The 15,659-nt window shown below is 65.6% G+C and carries 14 protein-coding genes; 8 read left to right on the top strand and 6 right to left on the bottom strand.

Going from position 1 to position 15,659, the window contains the following annotated elements:
• The 7 genes from FJ980_RS24940 to FJ980_RS24970 all read left to right on the top strand — a co-directional run.
• The coding region (locus tag FJ980_RS24940) for a nucleotidyltransferase family protein (protein WP_140546372.1) at nt 1-696 on the top strand (696 nt) is incomplete at its 5' end.
• Nucleotides 693-3,809, top strand: a complete 3,117-nt coding sequence (gene addB, locus FJ980_RS24945; protein WP_140546373.1) for a double-strand break repair protein AddB — start codon at nt 693-695, stop codon at nt 3,807-3,809. The genes FJ980_RS24940 and addB, both read left to right, overlap by 4 nt.
• Nucleotides 3,806-7,318 carry a double-strand break repair helicase AddA gene (gene addA, locus FJ980_RS24950; protein ID WP_140546374.1) on the top strand — a complete coding sequence of 1,171 codons (3,513 nt, stop codon included), beginning with the start codon at nt 3,806-3,808 and terminating at the stop codon, nt 7,316-7,318. Before addB ends, addA begins: the two co-directional genes overlap by 4 nt.
• Nucleotides 7,319-7,392: 74 nt before the next feature.
• Complete coding sequence (gene trxA, locus FJ980_RS24955) at nt 7,393-7,716, top strand: thioredoxin (protein ID WP_095767992.1); 324 nt, start codon at nt 7,393-7,395, stop codon at nt 7,714-7,716.
• 131 nt (nt 7,717-7,847) lie between these two features.
• Nucleotides 7,848-8,129, top strand: a complete 282-nt coding sequence (locus FJ980_RS24960) for a cupin domain-containing protein (RefSeq protein WP_140546375.1) — start codon at nt 7,848-7,850, stop codon at nt 8,127-8,129.
• 54 nt (nt 8,130-8,183) lie between these two features.
• Nucleotides 8,184-8,948, top strand: coding sequence for a sulfite exporter TauE/SafE family protein (locus tag FJ980_RS24965; RefSeq protein ID WP_140546376.1), 765 nt, complete (start codon nt 8,184-8,186; stop codon nt 8,946-8,948).
• 96 nt (nt 8,949-9,044) lie between these two features.
• The gene (locus tag FJ980_RS24970; RefSeq protein WP_140546377.1) at nt 9,045-9,311 is read left to right on the top strand and encodes a type II toxin-antitoxin system VapB family antitoxin; all 267 of its coding nucleotides are present in this window, start codon (nt 9,045-9,047) and stop codon (nt 9,309-9,311) included.
• Nucleotides 9,312-9,409: 98 nt separating this feature from the next.
• Here FJ980_RS24970 and FJ980_RS24975 read toward each other — a convergent pair whose 3' ends face one another.
• The 6 genes from FJ980_RS24975 to FJ980_RS25000 form a co-directional block, all read right to left on the bottom strand.
• A complete protein-coding gene (locus FJ980_RS24975) occupies nt 9,410-9,829 on the bottom strand; it encodes a VOC family protein (RefSeq protein ID WP_140546378.1) in 420 nt (139 codons plus the stop codon).
• A 53-nt stretch (nt 9,830-9,882) separates the two neighbouring features.
• Nucleotides 9,883-11,208 carry a folylpolyglutamate synthase/dihydrofolate synthase family protein gene (locus tag FJ980_RS24980; protein WP_140546379.1) on the bottom strand — a complete coding sequence of 442 codons (1,326 nt, stop codon included), beginning with the start codon at nt 11,206-11,208 and terminating at the stop codon, nt 9,883-9,885.
• 244 nt (nt 11,209-11,452) lie between these two features.
• Nucleotides 11,453-12,379 (bottom strand): acetyl-CoA carboxylase, carboxyltransferase subunit beta, encoded by a 927-nt coding sequence (accD, locus tag FJ980_RS24985; RefSeq protein WP_140546380.1) that lies wholly within the window; start codon nt 12,377-12,379, stop codon nt 11,453-11,455.
• 94 nt (nt 12,380-12,473) lie between these two features.
• A complete protein-coding gene (gene trpA, locus FJ980_RS24990; RefSeq protein ID WP_140546381.1) occupies nt 12,474-13,313 on the bottom strand; it encodes a tryptophan synthase subunit alpha in 840 nt (279 codons plus the stop codon).
• Nucleotides 13,314-13,315: 2 nt separating this feature from the next.
• Nucleotides 13,316-14,566, bottom strand: a complete 1,251-nt coding sequence (gene trpB, locus FJ980_RS24995) for a tryptophan synthase subunit beta (RefSeq protein ID WP_140546382.1) — start codon at nt 14,564-14,566, stop codon at nt 13,316-13,318.
• A gap of 26 nt (nt 14,567-14,592) precedes the next feature.
• Nucleotides 14,593-15,252: a phosphoribosylanthranilate isomerase gene (locus tag FJ980_RS25000; protein WP_140546384.1), complete on the bottom strand. Its 660-nt coding sequence runs from the start codon at nt 15,250-15,252 to the stop codon at nt 14,593-14,595.
• Between the two features lie 110 nt (nt 15,253-15,362).
• Here FJ980_RS25000 and FJ980_RS25005 point away from each other — a divergent pair, with 110 nt between their 5' ends.
• On the top strand, nt 15,363-15,578 hold the full coding sequence (locus FJ980_RS25005; RefSeq protein ID WP_140546383.1) for a hypothetical protein: 216 nt from the start codon (nt 15,363-15,365) through the stop codon (nt 15,576-15,578).
• The last annotated feature ends 81 nt before the right edge of the window (nt 15,579-15,659 follow it).

The raw sequence follows: 15,659 nt of genomic DNA on the forward strand, positions 1-15,659 counted from the left end.
GCTGCCGGGCTTGGCAAGCGCATGCGGCCGATCACCGACACGATGCCCAAGCCGCTGGTGAAGATCGCCGGCAAGACCCTGCTCGACTGGGGGCTGGACAGCCTGGAAGCCGCCGGCGTCGCCAAGGCAGTCGTCAACGTGCACTATCTGCCCGAGCAGATCGTCGCGCATGTCGCCGACCGCAAGGTGCCGAAGATCGTCATCTCCGACGAGCGCGAGGCGCTGCTGGAATCGGCTGGCGGCATCGTCAAGGCGCTGCCGCTTCTGGGTGGCGAGCCCTTCTACATCATCAATGCCGACACCTTCTGGATCGACAGCGGTCAGCCCAGCCTCGAGCGTCTTGCCCTTGCATGGGACGCCGCGAGAATGGATATTCTGCTGATGCTTACCGATCTCGACTCAGCGACCGGGCATTGCGTCGGCACCGATTTCCTTGTTGCCCCTGATGGAGCTCTACGGCGCTCGAAGGGCGATCCGGCGGGCCTGATCTATGCCGGCGCCGCCATCATCCATCCGCGCATCTTCAAGGATGCGCCCATGGGCTCACATTCGCTCAATGTCTATTTCGACAAGGCGATCGCCATAGGGCGCCTGTTCGGCATGAAGATGAACGGACGCTGGATCACCGTCGGCACTCCGGACGCCATTCCGGCGGCCGAGGCAGCCGTGGCCGGCGCCCTAGCGAAGGCGGTATGAGCGGCACGCGCCGCGTCTTTTCCATTCCGCCCGGAGCGCCGTTCCTGCCGACGCTGGCGGGGGCGTTGCTCGACGGGCGCCTGATCCCCGGCTTCCGCTTCGACGGCGACCCGCTGGCGCTTGCCGACGCCACCATCTATGTGCCGACGCGCCGCGCGGCGCGGGCGCTGCGCGGCGCCTTCGTCGACGTTTTAGGAAAACGCTCCGCCATCCTGCCGACGGTGCGGCCGCTCGGCGAGTTCGAGGACGAGGCCGCCTTCGACACCGAGGCGGCGCCGGCGATAGATCTCGCGCCGCCGATCGCCGCGCAGGAGCGGTTGCTTTTGCTGGCGCCGCTGGTGCGCGCCTGGAAGGAAAGCCTGCCGGCGCATGTGAGAGAGCGGTTCAACGAGGAATTCGTGGTGCCGACCTCGGCCGCCGACGCCATCTGGCTGGCGCGCGACCTCGCCCGGCTGATGGACGAGATCGAGACCGAAGGCACGGATTGGGCGAAGCTCGCGACGCTGGTCACCGGCAACCTTGCCGGCTGGTGGCAGGTGACGCTGGATTTCCTCGGCATCGTCACCGACAACTGGCCGGAATTGCTCAAGGAGCGCGACCGCTCCAATCCGGCCGCGCATCGCAGCGCGCTGATCCGGCTGGAGGCGGCGCGGCTGATGCGCACTCCGCCGGCCGGACCGGTGATTGCCGCCGGTTCGACCGGCTCCATCCCCGCCACGGCGGAACTGCTTGGCGTGATCGCCGGACTGCCCAATGGCGCCGTCGTGCTGCCCGGGCTCGACCGGGAGCTCGACGACGCATCCTTCACGGCGATCACGGCGCCCGGCGCGCGTCCGGCGACGCTCGGCCACCCGCAATACGGCCTCGCCAAGCTGATCGGCGGCATCGGCATTCCGCGCCGGGACGTCGAGGACATCGTCGCCGCGCCACCGCCGCTTGCGTTGCGCGCCACCCTGGTCGGCGAGGCGCTGCGGCCGGCCGAAACCACCGAATACTGGACCGAGACACGGCCGCGCTTCACGGCACTCGACGTCGAACAGGCGCTTGGCGGCGTGACGCTGGTGGAAGCGGCGAACGAACGCGACGAGGCAGCGGCAATCGCAATCGCGCTGAAGCGCGCCGTGGAGGCTCCGGGCAAGCGCGCGGCGCTCGTCACCGGCGACCGCGCGCTGGCGCGGCGGGTTTCGGCCGAGCTTCTGCGTTTCGGCGTCGTCGCCGACGATTCCGGCGGCGCGCCTTTAGTCAACACACCGGCCGCCAGCCTGCTCAGGCTCGCGCTGAGCGCCGCCTTCCGGCCGGGCGATCCCGTCGGCCTGCTTGCGTTGCTCAAGCATCCGCTGCTCGGGCTCGGCCTCGAACGCCAGACCGTGCGCAAGGCGGCCGAGCTTATCGAGCTGGTGGCGCTGCGCGGCGGCACCGGCCGGCCCGATGTCGCATCGCTCGGCGCGCTTTTCGAGACACGGCTGGCGGAGCTGAGCGGCGACACAAGGCAGCCCTTCTGGTTTTCGCGCCTGACCGTGCGCGGCATCGAGCAAGCGCGCGGAATGCTTGGCCGTCTTACCAATTCGCTCTTGCCGCTCACCGCGATCCGCGACGAGAAAGACGCCGACATCGCGACGCTGACGCGCGCAAGCGTCGTCGCGCTGGAGGATCTGGGCCGCGCCGCCGACGGCGGCCTGGCGGAGCTCTACGCCGGCGATGCCGGCGAAAAGCTCGCCGAGCTGCTGCGTGGGATGGTGGCCGCGTCCTCGTCCTTCACTTTCGCAGCTTCGGAGTGGCCCGACGTGATGCAGGCGCTGATCGCGCCCGAGACGGTGAAGCCGGCGCAAGGCACCGATCGCAACATCGCCATCTGGGGCGCGCTGGAAGCTCGCCTGCAGAATGTCGACACGCTGGTCATCGGCGGGCTGAACGAGGGCGTGTGGCCGCGCAAGCCCGAGAGCGACCGCTTCATGTCGCGGCTGATGAAGACCGGCATCGATCTCGAGCCGCCGGAGCGGCGCATCGGCCTTGCCGCGCATGACTTCCAGATGGCGATGGGCGCCGGCGAAGTGGTGCTGACGCGTTCGGCGCGCTCCGGCGACGCACCGGCGGTGCCGTCGCGCTGGCTGCAGCGCATCCTGACTTTCCTCGGCAAGGAGCCGGCGGCGGTATTGCGCGGGCGCGGCGACGCGCTGCTTGCCTGGGCGCGCACGCTCGATGCCGGCGAGAAGAAGGATTTTGCCTCCCGCCCGCAGCCGAAGCCGCCGCTCAGCATGCGCCCGCAGCATTTCTCGGTCACCGAGATCGAGACGCTGCGCCGCGACCCCTATGCGGTCTATGCGCGGCGCATCCTCGGCCTGATGCCGCTCGAGCCGTTGATCCGCGATCCGGGCGCGGCCGAACGCGGAACTTTGTTCCATGAGATCCTGCATTTGTTCTCGCGGCGGGTCGAGGATCCAAGGGCGCCGAGCGCGCTGGCCAGCCTCATCGAAGCGGGCCGTACCTGCTTTGCCGACGCAAAGCTTCCGCCGGATATCGAGGCCATCTGGTGGCCGCGCTTCGAAAAGCTCGCCGAAAACATCATCGAATGGGAGCATGGCCGCGCCGATGCGGTCGCGAGGCGCTATGCCGAGGAGCGCGCCGACAAAACGGTCGTCGGCCGCACCGGCGTGACGCTTTCCGGCTATGCCGACCGCGTCGACTTGCTTGCCGGCGGCATGGCCGACATCCTCGACTACAAGACCGGCTCCTCGCCCTCGAAAGCGCAGGCGCACACGCTGCTGTCGCCGCAGCTTGCGCTGGAAGGCGCGCTGCTCAGGCGCGGCGCCTTCAAGGAGCTCGGCATTCGCGAACCCTCACAGCTCGCCTTCGTGCGGCTGAAGCCGAATGGCGAGGTATTCGAAGAATCGATCCTCGAATACAACCGCAAGCCGCGCACCGCCAATGATCTGTCCGAGGAAGCCTGGGCGCGGCTGGAACGGCTGCTCTTCCACTATGCCGACCCGACCGCCGGCTATCTGTCGCGCGCCCTGCCCTTCCGCGAGGGCGAGGCCGACGGCGACTACGATCATCTGGCGCGCGTGCTGGAATGGTCGGCCGGCGGCGCCAGCGAGGACGAGGCGGAAGGATGAAATATCCGATCCCCTCCGATACCGCCGCCAGCCAGGCGCGCGCCTCCGATCCCGCCTACTCTGCCTGGGTGTCGGCCAATGCCGGTTCGGGCAAGACGCATGTCTTGGCGCAGCGCGTCATCCGGCTTCTGCTCAACGGCACCGACCCGTCGAAAATCCTGTGCCTCACCTACACGCGGGCTGCCGCCGCCAACATGTCGAACCGCGTGTTCTCGACCCTGTCGGAATGGACGGCGCTGCCCGATGCGGAGCTGGCGGTCAGGATCGCGGCGCTGGACGGCCGCGGCGCCGACCGCGACATGATGCGGCGCGCACGCCGGCTGTTTGCCGAGGCGCTCGAGACGCCGGGCGGGCTGAAAATCCAGACCATTCATGCCTTCTGCGAATCCGTGCTGCACCAGTTCCCGCTCGAAGCCAACATCCCCGCGCATTTCGAGATGCTCGATCCGCAGATGGAGGCTTCCCTTTTCGCGGCCGCCCGCCGCGACATGATCTCGGGCGCGGGCGCCGGCGTCGAAGGGCTGGCGGAAGCCTTTGCCACCGTGCTGGAACGCGGCGGCGAGTTCGGGCTCGATACGCTGCTTGCCGAGATCGTCGGCAAGCGCGACGAATTGCGCGGTTTCATCGCCAAGCTCGGCAAAAGCCGGGATTTCCAGCCGCTGTTCGCCGAATTCGGCTTCAGGCCCGGACAGACGGCCGAGGACATCGCCGCTTCGCTGTGGCCGCTGCCTGGCTTTTCGCCCGGCCAGTTCGCCGAATTTGCTCGCGCCGCCGAGGCAGCCGACGCCAAGCAGGTGTTGAACAATGTGCTGCCCTATGCGCAGAGCGCCTTTGCCGAGGCCGATCCGATCCGGCGGCTGCGCCTGCTCGCCAAAGCATTCCTGCGAGCGGACGGCGACCCCTACGATCCGCCCAAAATCTTCAGGAAGGCGCTGGTCGACCGCCTGCCCGACCTGCCGGACCGCTATTTGGTGGTGGCGAAGGCAATCCTCGACGCAACCGATCGGCTGGCGCTGTTCCGCATGCTGGAAGGGACAGCGGCAGCGCTCACCGTCGCTGGCTGGCTGATCGCGCGCTATGAGCAGTTGAAGCGCGGGCGGGGTTTCCTCGACTTCAACGATCTCATCACCCGCACGGTGAGCCTGCTGTCGCGGCCCGATGCCGGCCCCTGGGTGCAGTTCAAGCTCGACCAGGGCATCGACCACATCCTGCTCGACGAGGCGCAGGATACCAGCCCGGACCAGTGGGAAGTGGTGAAGAAGCTGACGGATGAGTTCTTTGCCGGGCTTGGCCAGCGCGAGGCGGTGCGCCGGACTGTCTTTGCCGTTGGCGACGAGAAGCAGTCGATCTACTCCTTCCAGGGCGCGGCGCCGGATTCCTTCGCCGAAAGCCGGCTATTGTTCGCCGGCCGCGTGCGCGACGCGGAGGCCGACTTCGCCAATCTCAAGCTCACGTGGTCGTTCCGGTCGAGCGACGACGTGCTGGCCGCCGTCGACCGCGTCTTCGCTGAACCGGGCGTCAGGCGCGGCATCAGCCACGATCCAGACCCTTTGAGCCACAAGGCGATCCGCAATGACGCGCCGGGCTATGTCGAGGTGTGGCCCTCGGTCGGCGCCGAGATGGTCGAGGAGCCGGACGATTGGACGCTGCCGGTCAACCATGCCAGCGCGCCCGCGGTGCGGGTGGCCGAGCATGTCGCCACGACCATCCAGACCTGGCTGCGCAGCGGCGAGGTCATCGAAGGCAAGGGCAGGAAGCTGACCGCCGGCGACATCCTGGTCCTCGTGCGCAAGCGCGATCGTTTCGTCCATGCGCTGTCGCGCAGCCTCAAGAACCGGCAGATCCCGGTCGCCGGCGCCGACCGGCTGAGCCTGCCCGGCCATATCGCCGTGCAGGACCTGATCGCACTTGGGCATTTCCTGATCCAGCCGGAGGACGATCTTTCCCTGGCCGCCGTGCTGCGCAGCCCGATCTTCGAGGTTTCGGAGGAAAGCTTGCTGGCGCTGGCCGGCGGGAGGCCGAAGGGCCAGTCGCTGATCGCCTCGCTCAGGCAACATGCGGCCGAGGATGTGGCACTCGCCGCCGTCGTTAGCCGGCTCGACGGCTGGGCAACCGAAGTGGCCTTCAAGCCGGTGTTCGAATTCTATGCCGCGGCGCTGGCGCGCGACGGGTTGCGCCGCAAGATGACGGCGCGGCTGGGACCCGAAGCCGGCGACATCCTCGACGAGTTCCTGAGCTTTTGCCTGGCCGAGGAACGCACCGGCCTGCCGGGGCTGGAATCCTTCCTGTCGACGCTGGAAAATGCCGGTCCCGAGATCAAGCGCGAGATGGACCAGACGCGTGACGAGGTCCGCGTTATGACCGTGCACGCCGCCAAGGGTCTGGAGGCGCCGGTGGTTTTCCTGGTCGATGGCGGCTCGGCGCCGTTCAGCGACCAGCATCTGCCGCGGCTGATGCCCTTCGAGAGCTCGGGAACGCAGTGGAGGGGCAAAGGCTATCTGTGGCGCTCGGCCAGCGATGTCGCCAATGGCGTCTCGAAGGCGGCTTCGGTCCGGGCGCGCGAATTGGCAGACGACGAATACCGGCGGCTGCTCTATGTCGGCATGACCCGTGCCGAGGACCGGCTGGTCGTCTGCGGCTATCACGGCAAGCGGCAACCCAACCCCGGCACGTGGCATTCGATCGTCAGCCGCGCGTTGCTCGGCGCGCCCGAGAGTTCCGAGCGCCGGCATCCGGCGACCGCCGAGGTGGCGGTACATCGCTTCCACATGACCAGGCTGCCGCCGGTGGCATTGACCGGCATCGACGAGGCAGGGCCGTTCGAGCACACAGCGCCGCTGCCTGAAGACCTGTTCCGGCCGCTGCCGCCCTATGAGGAGCTGCCGCGGCCGCTTTCGCCTTCCGGCGCCTCGGCGCTGATCGACGAGGCGAAGGAAGCCGTCTCCGACACTCGCTCGCCGGTGCTCGACGCCGCCGCCGAACCCGGCTTTGCCATCATGCGCGGTCTTGCCCTGCACAAATTGCTGCAGTTGCTGCCCGGCATCGCGGAGGAGGAAAGGCAAGGCGCGGCCGAGCGTTACCTGGCGCGCGCTGGCGCCGGCTGGCCGGACGGCGAGCGCGACAAGGCGCTGGATGCGGTGCTCGCCATCCTGTCCGACAACCGCTTCGGCGCGCTGTTCTCGCCATCCTCGCGAGCTGAGGTGGCCGTCATGGGCAGCCTCGAGGTGAAGGGCAAGCTGCGCTCGATCTCCGGCAAGATCGACCGGCTGGCGGTCACGCCCGAAAAGGTGTCGATCGTCGACTACAAGACCAACCGACCGGCTCCCGGGAACCTGGCCGAGGTGCCGCCTGCCTATGTGCTGCAGCTTGCGCTCTACCGCGCGCTGCTTCAGCCGCTCTATCCGGGCCGCGAGGTGACTGCCGCGCTGCTGTTCACTGAGGCGCCGCGCCTGATCGAGCTGCCCGCCCCCGCCATGGATGACGCCCTTGCCCGACTCACGGCAGCGTGACACAAGAACTGCTTGAAGATCGCCGCCACTACCACCACATTTGGTGCAACCCGAGTTTTCGAAAGGATTTCAGCATGGCCACCGTCAAGGTCGACAAGGGCAATTTCCAGGCCGATGTGCTCAACGCCAAGGAGCCGGTCGTGGTGGATTTCTGGGCGGAATGGTGCGGCCCGTGCAAGATGATCGCGCCGGCGCTGGAAGACATCGCCAACGAGCTTGGCGCGAAGATCAAGGTCGCAAAGCTCAACATCGACGAGAACCCGGAGCTTGCCGCGCAGTACGGCGTGCGCTCGATCCCGACGCTGATGATCTTCAAGGGCGGCGAAGTCGCCGACATGAAGGTGGGCGCCGCGCCGAAGACCGCGCTGTCGCACTGGATCAACGGCAGCCTCGCCTGAGCCAATCTGAAGTTTTCAAGATCCAAGCCCGGCCATCGCGCCGGGCTTTTCTTTGGCGTCATGGCTCGTTGCGCTCTGGCTCTCGCCTGCGGGCACTCCGTGTCCTCTGTTCGCAGGAAAGGGAGAGCTCCATGACCGGAACCGCCAAGGCCATAGTTCACGTCGACAATGAGCGCGTCATCGTCACCGAATACCGCTTCGCGCCGGGGGCCAACACCGGCTGGCACCGCCATGGCCACGACTATGTCGTCGTGCCGCTGATGGACGGCAAGGTGAAGCTGGTGACCAAGGACGGCGAATCCTTCGCCGAGATGAAGCAAGGCGCGCCCTATTTCCGCCGGGAGGGCGTCGAGCACGACGTCATCAATGCCAATGACGGCGAATACGCCTTCATCGAGATCGAGCTGAAGTAGGCCGGCCGTGATTGCCGGCTTGCACGTTTCCTTTCCGGCCTCGTGCGGGATGTCGTGGGTCTAACGCCTCTCCTCGCCTTTGCCGGTTTTGCGGCCGTGGCCGCTTATGTCCAGACCCTGACGGGCTTCGCCTTCGGCCTGGTGATGATGGGCGCGATTGCGCTTGCCGGCTTGCTGCCGCTGCCCGACGCAGCCGCCATGGTCGGCATGCTGACCCTGGTCAACGCCACGCAGATGCTGATCCAGGGCGGCTGGCGCGAGATTGCGCGCCGGGAGCTAAGGCTTATCCTGATCGCAAGTTTGCCCTCGCTGCTCTTGGGGTATGCCCTGTTGGAATGGCTGGCGGATACGCGGGCCGACCTGCTGAAAATCGGGCTCGGCCTGGTCATCATGATGTCCAGCCTGCAACTGGCCATCAGGCCTGCCGGCTTGGCAAAACGATCATCGGGCGCGAGTTTCGTCGGCTTCGGTGTCGTCTCGGGCCTGATGAGTGGGCTGTTTGCGACCGGCGGCCCGCCGCTCGTTTATCATCTCTTTCGCCAGCCAATGCCGCATGTACGAATCCGTGAAACGCTGGTCACCGCTTTCGGGGCCGCGCAGGTGGTCCGGCTTATCCTGGTGGCGGCAAGCGGCAACCTGCCGACCATGTCGCCTGTCGCGCTCGTCGTCGCCATACCGGCTGTAATGCTGATGACCTATTCGGCGCGCCGCTGGCCACCGTCATTGTCGCAAGGGACAATGCGAAAGATCGTCTTTGTCCTGCTTTTCCTGTCAGGGCTCTCGCTGGCGCTGCCCGCCGCTCTGCATCTTGCCGTTTAGGGCGCTCCAGGAAAGGCGGATGGTGGCTAGCAATCAATTGCCATTTTGATTGCGTGCTTCGGCGGGCCTATGTTTGGTCAAAACGGAGTTTCTCATATGGCCGAACCACGGCTCTCAGTCCGTAGCGCGAAAGCACGAGATCTTGCTCACCGACTTGCTCGTCGGGAAAATCGCTCCATAGCCGATGTGGTCGAACGCGCGCTTGAATCCTATGAAATCCGGGAAGCGGGACGCGAACCGGCGTCTAGTTTCTACGCTCGCCTGGCGACTGAGAGCGGCGCCGACATCGATCTGGACAAAATCATCCGAGAAGACCGCGAGTTGGCGCCGCCGGCAGAATTTGGACTGATCAACCAGCTATAGCGCGCCGCGTTGAATCGGATCCAGGTGACGCCTCTAAGTCTTTGTTTGATGCATGTCGTTCTCCCAAAGCGCTGCTCACTTGGGTCGACATGCATTAGTCACCAATCGGCGACACGGTCGCCGCCGGTGAATTGCGCGCTTTTGGCGGTGTATTCGAACAGCTCGATCTTCACGCCGTTGGGGTCGGCGAGCCAGGCCTGGTATGTGTCGTCGCAGGCGAGCTTTTTCGGCGTGACCTCGACGCCCTTCGATCGGATGTGAGCGATGGCCGCCTCGATGTCTTCCACCTCGAGACAGAAATGGTTGATCTGGTTCGCCTCGCTGTAGCTGGATTCACTTTTCTCGAACACCTCGACATGGCTGCGGCCGCCGTAGTCGAGATAGAAGCCGAAGATCTTGCCGTCGCGCAGGAAATTGAACCGCGTGTCCATGCCGAGCACGTCACGATAGAAGCGACGCGTCGCCTCCAGGTCGTGCGCGAAGATGCAGACATGAGCGAGCTGCTTCACCTTGATCATGGCCGGTTCCTTTCGGCCCCCGCCGAAATCCGCGATGCTGTCCCAGTTTCGGCTCAGGTCGGCGGCGTGCCGTTCTGGGCCAGCACGGCGCCGGCGAAATAGAGCGAGCCGCCGATCAGGATGCGCGGCGCCGGGCCATCCCAAGAGTCGCGCAACAGCATCAGCGCGTTGGCGACTGAGCTGACCGGCTCCGCCGACAGGCCGGCCTCTTCGGCACGCAATGCCAGCTCGTCATTCGGCACACCGGCGTCGCTGCTGGTTACCGGCACGGTGTAGACATGGCGGGCAAGCCCCTTGAAGGCGCTGAAATAGCCGGTCTGGTCCTTGGTGTTGATCATGCCGGAGATCAGGACCAGCGGCCTCGGGTTCTTTTCCTCCTGCTCGGCCAGCGCCTCGGCGACGACGATGCCGGCGCCGGGGTTGTGGCCGCCGTCCAGCCAGATCTCGGCGCCCTTCGGCGCCAGGTCGACCAATTTGCCCTGGGTCAGCTTCTGCATACGTGCCGGCCAGGCGACATGGGTCATCGCCCGCTCGGCGGCGCGATGGCCGATCTCGAAGCCGGCCGCCTTGACGGCGGCGATCGCCGCCGCGGCGTTGGCGTATTGATGGCGCCCCGGCAGGCGCGGCGAGGGCAGGTCCATCAGCCCGTCCCCGTCCTGATAGACCATGCGGCCGTTTTCCTCGAAGGCGAGGAAATCCTGGCCATAGACCACGGTCGGGCAATCCAGCCGCTCGGCCGACTCGATCAGCACCTGAAGCGCGGTGTCGCTTTCCTGGGCGCCGATCACCACCGGGCAGCCGCGCTTCATGATGCCGGCCTTCTCAGCGGCGATCAGCTCGACGCGGTCGCCGAGATAGGCTTCGTGGTCCATCGATATCGGCATGATCACCGAAACCGCCGGCCGCTTGATGATATTGGTGGCGTCGAAGCGGCCGCCGAGGCCGACCTCGATAATCGCGGCCTCCGCCGGATGCTCCGAAAACAGGATGAAAGTGACGGCGGTGAGGATCTCGAAGACAGTGATCTTCTGGCCGCCATTGGCTTCGGCGACACGCGCGATGGCCTCAGCGAAAATATCGTCCTCGACGAGCTTGCCGCCGCCTTCGGCCGCCAGCCGGTAGCGCTCATGCCAGTTCACCAGATGCGGCGAGGTGTGGACGTGGACAAGGTGGCCGGCGGCCTCCAGCAGCGCGCGCGCGAAGGCGGCGCAGGAGCCCTTGCCGTTGGTGCCGGCAATGTGGATGACAGGCGGCAGCCGATCCTGCGGATTGCCGAGACGCTCGAGAAGCCCGGTGACGCGATCCAGCGAAAGGTCGAAGCCTTTCGGGTGCAGCGTCATCAGATGTTCGATTTCGCGTTCGGCGGAAAGCGTTGTCATGATTGGAATCCTAGAGCGGTTCATCATCTCATGGAATGCAGAACCGCTCTCTCTTTTTTGTTGGCGCAATTCCAAACGGAAAACCGTTTCACATTTCCTGGAATTGCTTTGGCGGGCGGTTCCCGAAACCGGGAATCGGTTCGAACGAGCCGTGCGCAAATCAGAGGCTACAGCACGCAACACTCGCGGTTCGCGGCGAGCGATGTCGCGCCAAGCCGATATATCGCTTCAGGCCGACATCGCGTCAGGCTTGCGGGCGCGGCTCGGCATTGACCACTGCCGGCGGCAGGATCTCCGGCTCCAGCGGCTTCTCTGTCTCCGGCATCTTGAGCAGCATCTTCAAGAGACGGGAAATGGTCCGGCGCATCTCGAGGCGCGACACGACCATGTCGACCATGCCGTGCTCCATCAGATACTCCGCGCGCTGGAAACCGTCGGGCAGTTTTTCGCGGATGGTCTGCTCGATGACGCGCGGTCCGGCAAAGCCGATCAGCGCCCCGGGCTCGGCGATGTGGACGTCGCCCAGCATGGCATAAGAGGCGGTGACGCCGCCGGTGGTTGGGTTAGTCAGCACCACGATATAGGGCAGGCCGGCTTCCTTAAGCCGGTCGACGCCGATCGTGGTGCGCGGCAATTGCATCAGCGACAGGATGCCTTCCTGCATGCGGGCGCCGCCGGAAGCGGCGAACAGGATCAGCGGCCGCTTGCGCTGCAGCGCAACCTCGAAAGCATGCACGATGGCTTCGCCGGCGGCCATGCCGAGCGAGCCGCCCATGAAGGCGAAGTCCTGCACGGTGACGATGACCGGCAGCCCGTCGATGGTGCCGGCGCCGTTGAGGATCGCATCCTCGAGGCTGGTCTTGGCCTTGGCCTCCTTCAGGCGGTCGCTGTAGCGCTTCTCGTCGCGGAACTTCAGCGGGTCCTGGACGACCTTGGGGTTTTCCAGCACCTCGTATTTGCCGTCGTCGAAGAAATATTTCAGCCGCTCCTTGGCCGAGATCTTCATGTGGTGGCCGGAAGCCGGGATGACGAACTGGTTGGATTCGAGATCCTTGTGGAAGACCATCTCGCCGGTCTCGGGATCCTTGATCCAGAGGTTTTCCGGCATGTCGGTGCGCCGGCCGAGCATCGAATTGATCTTCGGGCGGACGTAATTGGTGATCCAGTTCATGGCTTCGGCTCCTGTCCTGGAAAGGACTTCAAGCAATTCCAGGGAAAGTCTGTGGCGGTTTCCGGCCGGAATTGCTCAAGAACAAATAATCGGGCTATTCGGCCGCAGCAAGGCGGGCCGAACGGACGCCCTGGGCAAGACCGCTGACCAAAGTGGCGACGGCTTCGGCCGGATCGGCTGTTTTGTCGCCCTTGGGGCCGAGCACATTGGCGACCGCATTGACAATCGCGGTGCCGACGACGACGCCGTCGGCATTGGCGCCGATCACACGCGCCTGCTCGGCGGTCTTGACGCCGAAGCCGACGCAGACCGGCAGGTCGGTGTGGCCCTTGATGCGGTTGACGGCCGCGGCTACCTTGCCCGTGTCGGCCAACGCCGAGCCGGTGATGCCGGTCATCGAGACGTAGTAGACGAAGCCGGAGGTGTTTTCCAAAACCTTGGGCAGGCGCTTGTCGTCGGTGGTCGGCGTCGCCAGGCGGATGAAGTTGACGCCGGCTTTCAGCGCCGGAATGCAAAGCTCCTCGTCCATCTCCGGCGGGAGGTCGACGACGATCAGGCCGTCGATGCCGCTCGCCTTGGCGTCCGTGAGGAAGCGGTCGACGCCATAGATGTAGATCGGATTGTAATAGCCCATCAGCACGATCGGCGTGTCATTGTCCCCGGCGCGGAAGTCGGCCGCCAGCTTCAGCGTCTTGACCAGGGTCTGGCCGCCCTTCAGCGCACGCAGGCCGGCGGCCTGGATCGCCGGGCCATCGGCCATCGGGTCGGAGAAGGGCATTCCCATCTCGATAATGTCGGCGCCGGCGATCGGCAGCGCTTTCATGATCGACAGCGAGGTGTCGTAATCGGGGTCGCCGCCCATGAAATAGGTGACCAAAGCCGGGCGGCCCTCGGCCTTGAGCTTCGCCATGCGGCGATCGATGCGGGTGGTCATTGTCAGATCTCCATGCCCAGCATGTTCGCCACCGTGTGCACGTCCTTGTCGCCGCGGCCGGACAGATTGACGATGACGATCTGGTCCTTGTCCATCGTGGGCACGATCTTCATCGCATGCGCGATGGCATGCGCCGATTCCAGCGCCGGGATGATGCCTTCGACCCGGGTGGTGAGCTGGAAGGCTTCCAATGCCTCGTCGTCGAGGATCGGCTCATACTGGACGCGGCCGGAATCGCGCAGCCAGGAATGCTCGGGGCCAACGCCCGGATAGTCGAGGCCGGCCGAGATCGAATGGCCGTCGAGGATTTGGCCATCCGAGTTCTGCAACAGATAGGTGCGGTTGCCGTGCAGCACGCCGGGCTTGCCGGCATTCATCGAGGCGCAATGCTCGACGCCGTCGAGGCCGCGCCCGCCGGCCTCGATGCCGATGATGCGGACATCCTTGTCGTCGAGGAAAGGATGGAACAGGCCGATGGCGTTGGAGCCGCCGCCGACGGCGGCGATGATCACGTCCGGCAACCGGCCTTCCTGCTCCAGAATCTGGGCGCGGGCCTCCGTGCCGATCACCGACTGGAAGTCGCGCACCAGCTCCGGATAGGGGTGCGGGCCGGCGGCGGTGCCGATCAGGTAATAAGTGTCCTCGACATTGGTGACCCAGTCGCGCAGGGCCTCGTTCATGGCGTCCTTGAGTGTGCCGTGGCCGGCGGTGACCGGCCGCACCTCGGCGCCGAGCAGCTTCATGCGGAAGACATTCGGGCTCTGGCGGGCGACATCGGTGGCGCCCATGTAGACGACGCAAGGATAGCCGAAGCGCGCCGCGACGGTGGCCGACGCGACGCCATGCTGGCCGGCGCCGGTCTCGGCGATGATGCGCTTCTTGCCCATGCGCTTGGCAAGCAGGATCTGGCCGAGGCAATTGTTGATCTTGTGCGAGCCGGTGTGGTTCAGGTCCTCGCGCTTGAAATAGACCTTGGCGCCGCCCCCGAGGCCCTTGGCCGAGGAAACCTCACGAAGATGCCTGGTCAGGCCCTCGGCGAAATAAAGCTTCGACGGCCGCCCGGCATAGTGGGTGGAGAGGTTCTGCAGCTCGGCCTTGAACTCCGGATCGGTCTTGGCCTTGTTCCACTGCTCTTCGAGATCGAGGATCAGCGGCATCAGCGTCTCGGCGACGAAGCGGCCGCCGAAAATGCCGAACATGCCCTGCTCGTCGGGCCCGGTGCGGAAGGAATTGGGCATTGCCGGCTTGTTCATCGCCGATCTCCTGATGTGAATTGCATTCAGGCGGCGCGGTCGTCGCGCGCGGCCCTGACGGCCCGGAAAAACTGCTCGATCAGCGCCGGTTCCTTGACGCCCGGAGCGCTTTCCACGCCGGACGAAACGTCTATTCCGGGTGGATTGGCCTGTCTCAGGGCATCGCCGATATTGGCGGCGTTGAGCCCTCCGGAAAGCATGTATTCGAGCCCGGCGTCAAGGCCGGCAAGGATGCGCCAGTCGAAGGCGACGCCGTTGCCGCCAGGCAGTTGCGAGCCCTTCGGCGGCTTGGAATCCAGGAGGAAGCGATCGGCGATGCCGATAAAGGGTTTTATGCGATCGATATCCGCCGCCTCGCTGATGGGCAGCGCCTTCATCACCGGCAGGCCGTAACGCGCCTTGATCTCGGTAACGCGCTCAGGCGTTTCCGAACCATGCAATTGCAGCATGTCGGGCTGCATCTTGGCGACGATCTCGTCGAGAAAGGCATCATCGGCATCGACGCTGACGGCTGCCGCCAGGGCCTTGCCGCGCGCCGCTTGACGCAAACGGCCGGCCTCGGCGGGCTCGACATAGCGCGGGCTCTTGGCGAAGAAAATAAAGCCGACATGGCTGGCGCCGCCGGCAAGCGCGGCGGCCATCGCGGCGTCGGTCTTCAATCCGCAGATCTTGATGTCGAGCGTCATGGCGCGGGATTGGCACGAAACGGCTAGAGAGTCGAGAAAAAGCATGCTGTTGCCGGTTATGCGGAAAACACTACCTTCATATAGGAACCACAGGCGGGAGCAGGATAATTATGGCCGACCGGACCGTCGCCGAACTGAAGCAGAAGATCGCGCAGGCGCGCGAGGTGATCGCGCATCTGATGGACAAAGCCGCCTTCAACGGCGCCGAGGCACACCGCGCGCTGGATTATTTCGGCAGCGACGCGTTCGACCGGGATTTTTTGCCGTGGCCGCATACCGAGGAAGGGCTGCGGCCGGAAGAGCTGAACGCGGCGAATGACGATTGAACTGCTTATGCCGTGAACCCGGCAAGCGTCGGCGGGACAGCGCCCCCCTCTGTCCTGCCGGACATCTCCCCCACAAGGGGG

This window comes from Mesorhizobium sp. B1-1-5, assembly GCF_006443065.1.
GTDB lineage: Bacteria > Pseudomonadota > Alphaproteobacteria > Rhizobiales > Rhizobiaceae > Mesorhizobium.

Coding starts and splice junctions, on each gene's coding strand:
- FJ980_RS25005 (WP_140546383.1), top strand. CDS start 15,363: ATGGCCGACCGGACCGTCGCCGAACTGAAGCAGAAGATCGCGCAGGCG.
- trpB (WP_140546382.1), bottom strand. CDS start 14,566: ATGAACAAGCCGGCAATGCCCAATTCCTTCCGCACCGGGCCCGACGAG.
- FJ980_RS24970 (WP_140546377.1), top strand. CDS start 9,045: ATGGCCGAACCACGGCTCTCAGTCCGTAGCGCGAAAGCACGAGATCTT.
- trpA (WP_140546381.1), bottom strand. CDS start 13,313: ATGACCACCCGCATCGATCGCCGCATGGCGAAGCTCAAGGCCGAGGGC.
- FJ980_RS25000 (WP_140546384.1), bottom strand. CDS start 15,252: ATGACGCTCGACATCAAGATCTGCGGATTGAAGACCGACGCCGCGATG.
- addA (WP_140546374.1), top strand. CDS start 3,806: ATGAAATATCCGATCCCCTCCGATACCGCCGCCAGCCAGGCGCGCGCC.
- trxA (WP_095767992.1), top strand. CDS start 7,393: ATGGCCACCGTCAAGGTCGACAAGGGCAATTTCCAGGCCGATGTGCTC.
- FJ980_RS24975 (WP_140546378.1), bottom strand. CDS start 9,829: ATGATCAAGGTGAAGCAGCTCGCTCATGTCTGCATCTTCGCGCACGAC.
- FJ980_RS24980 (WP_140546379.1), bottom strand. CDS start 11,208: ATGACAACGCTTTCCGCCGAACGCGAAATCGAACATCTGATGACGCTG.
- FJ980_RS24960 (WP_140546375.1), top strand. CDS start 7,848: ATGACCGGAACCGCCAAGGCCATAGTTCACGTCGACAATGAGCGCGTC.
- addB (WP_140546373.1), top strand. CDS start 693: ATGAGCGGCACGCGCCGCGTCTTTTCCATTCCGCCCGGAGCGCCGTTC.
- accD (WP_140546380.1), bottom strand. CDS start 12,379: ATGAACTGGATCACCAATTACGTCCGCCCGAAGATCAATTCGATGCTC.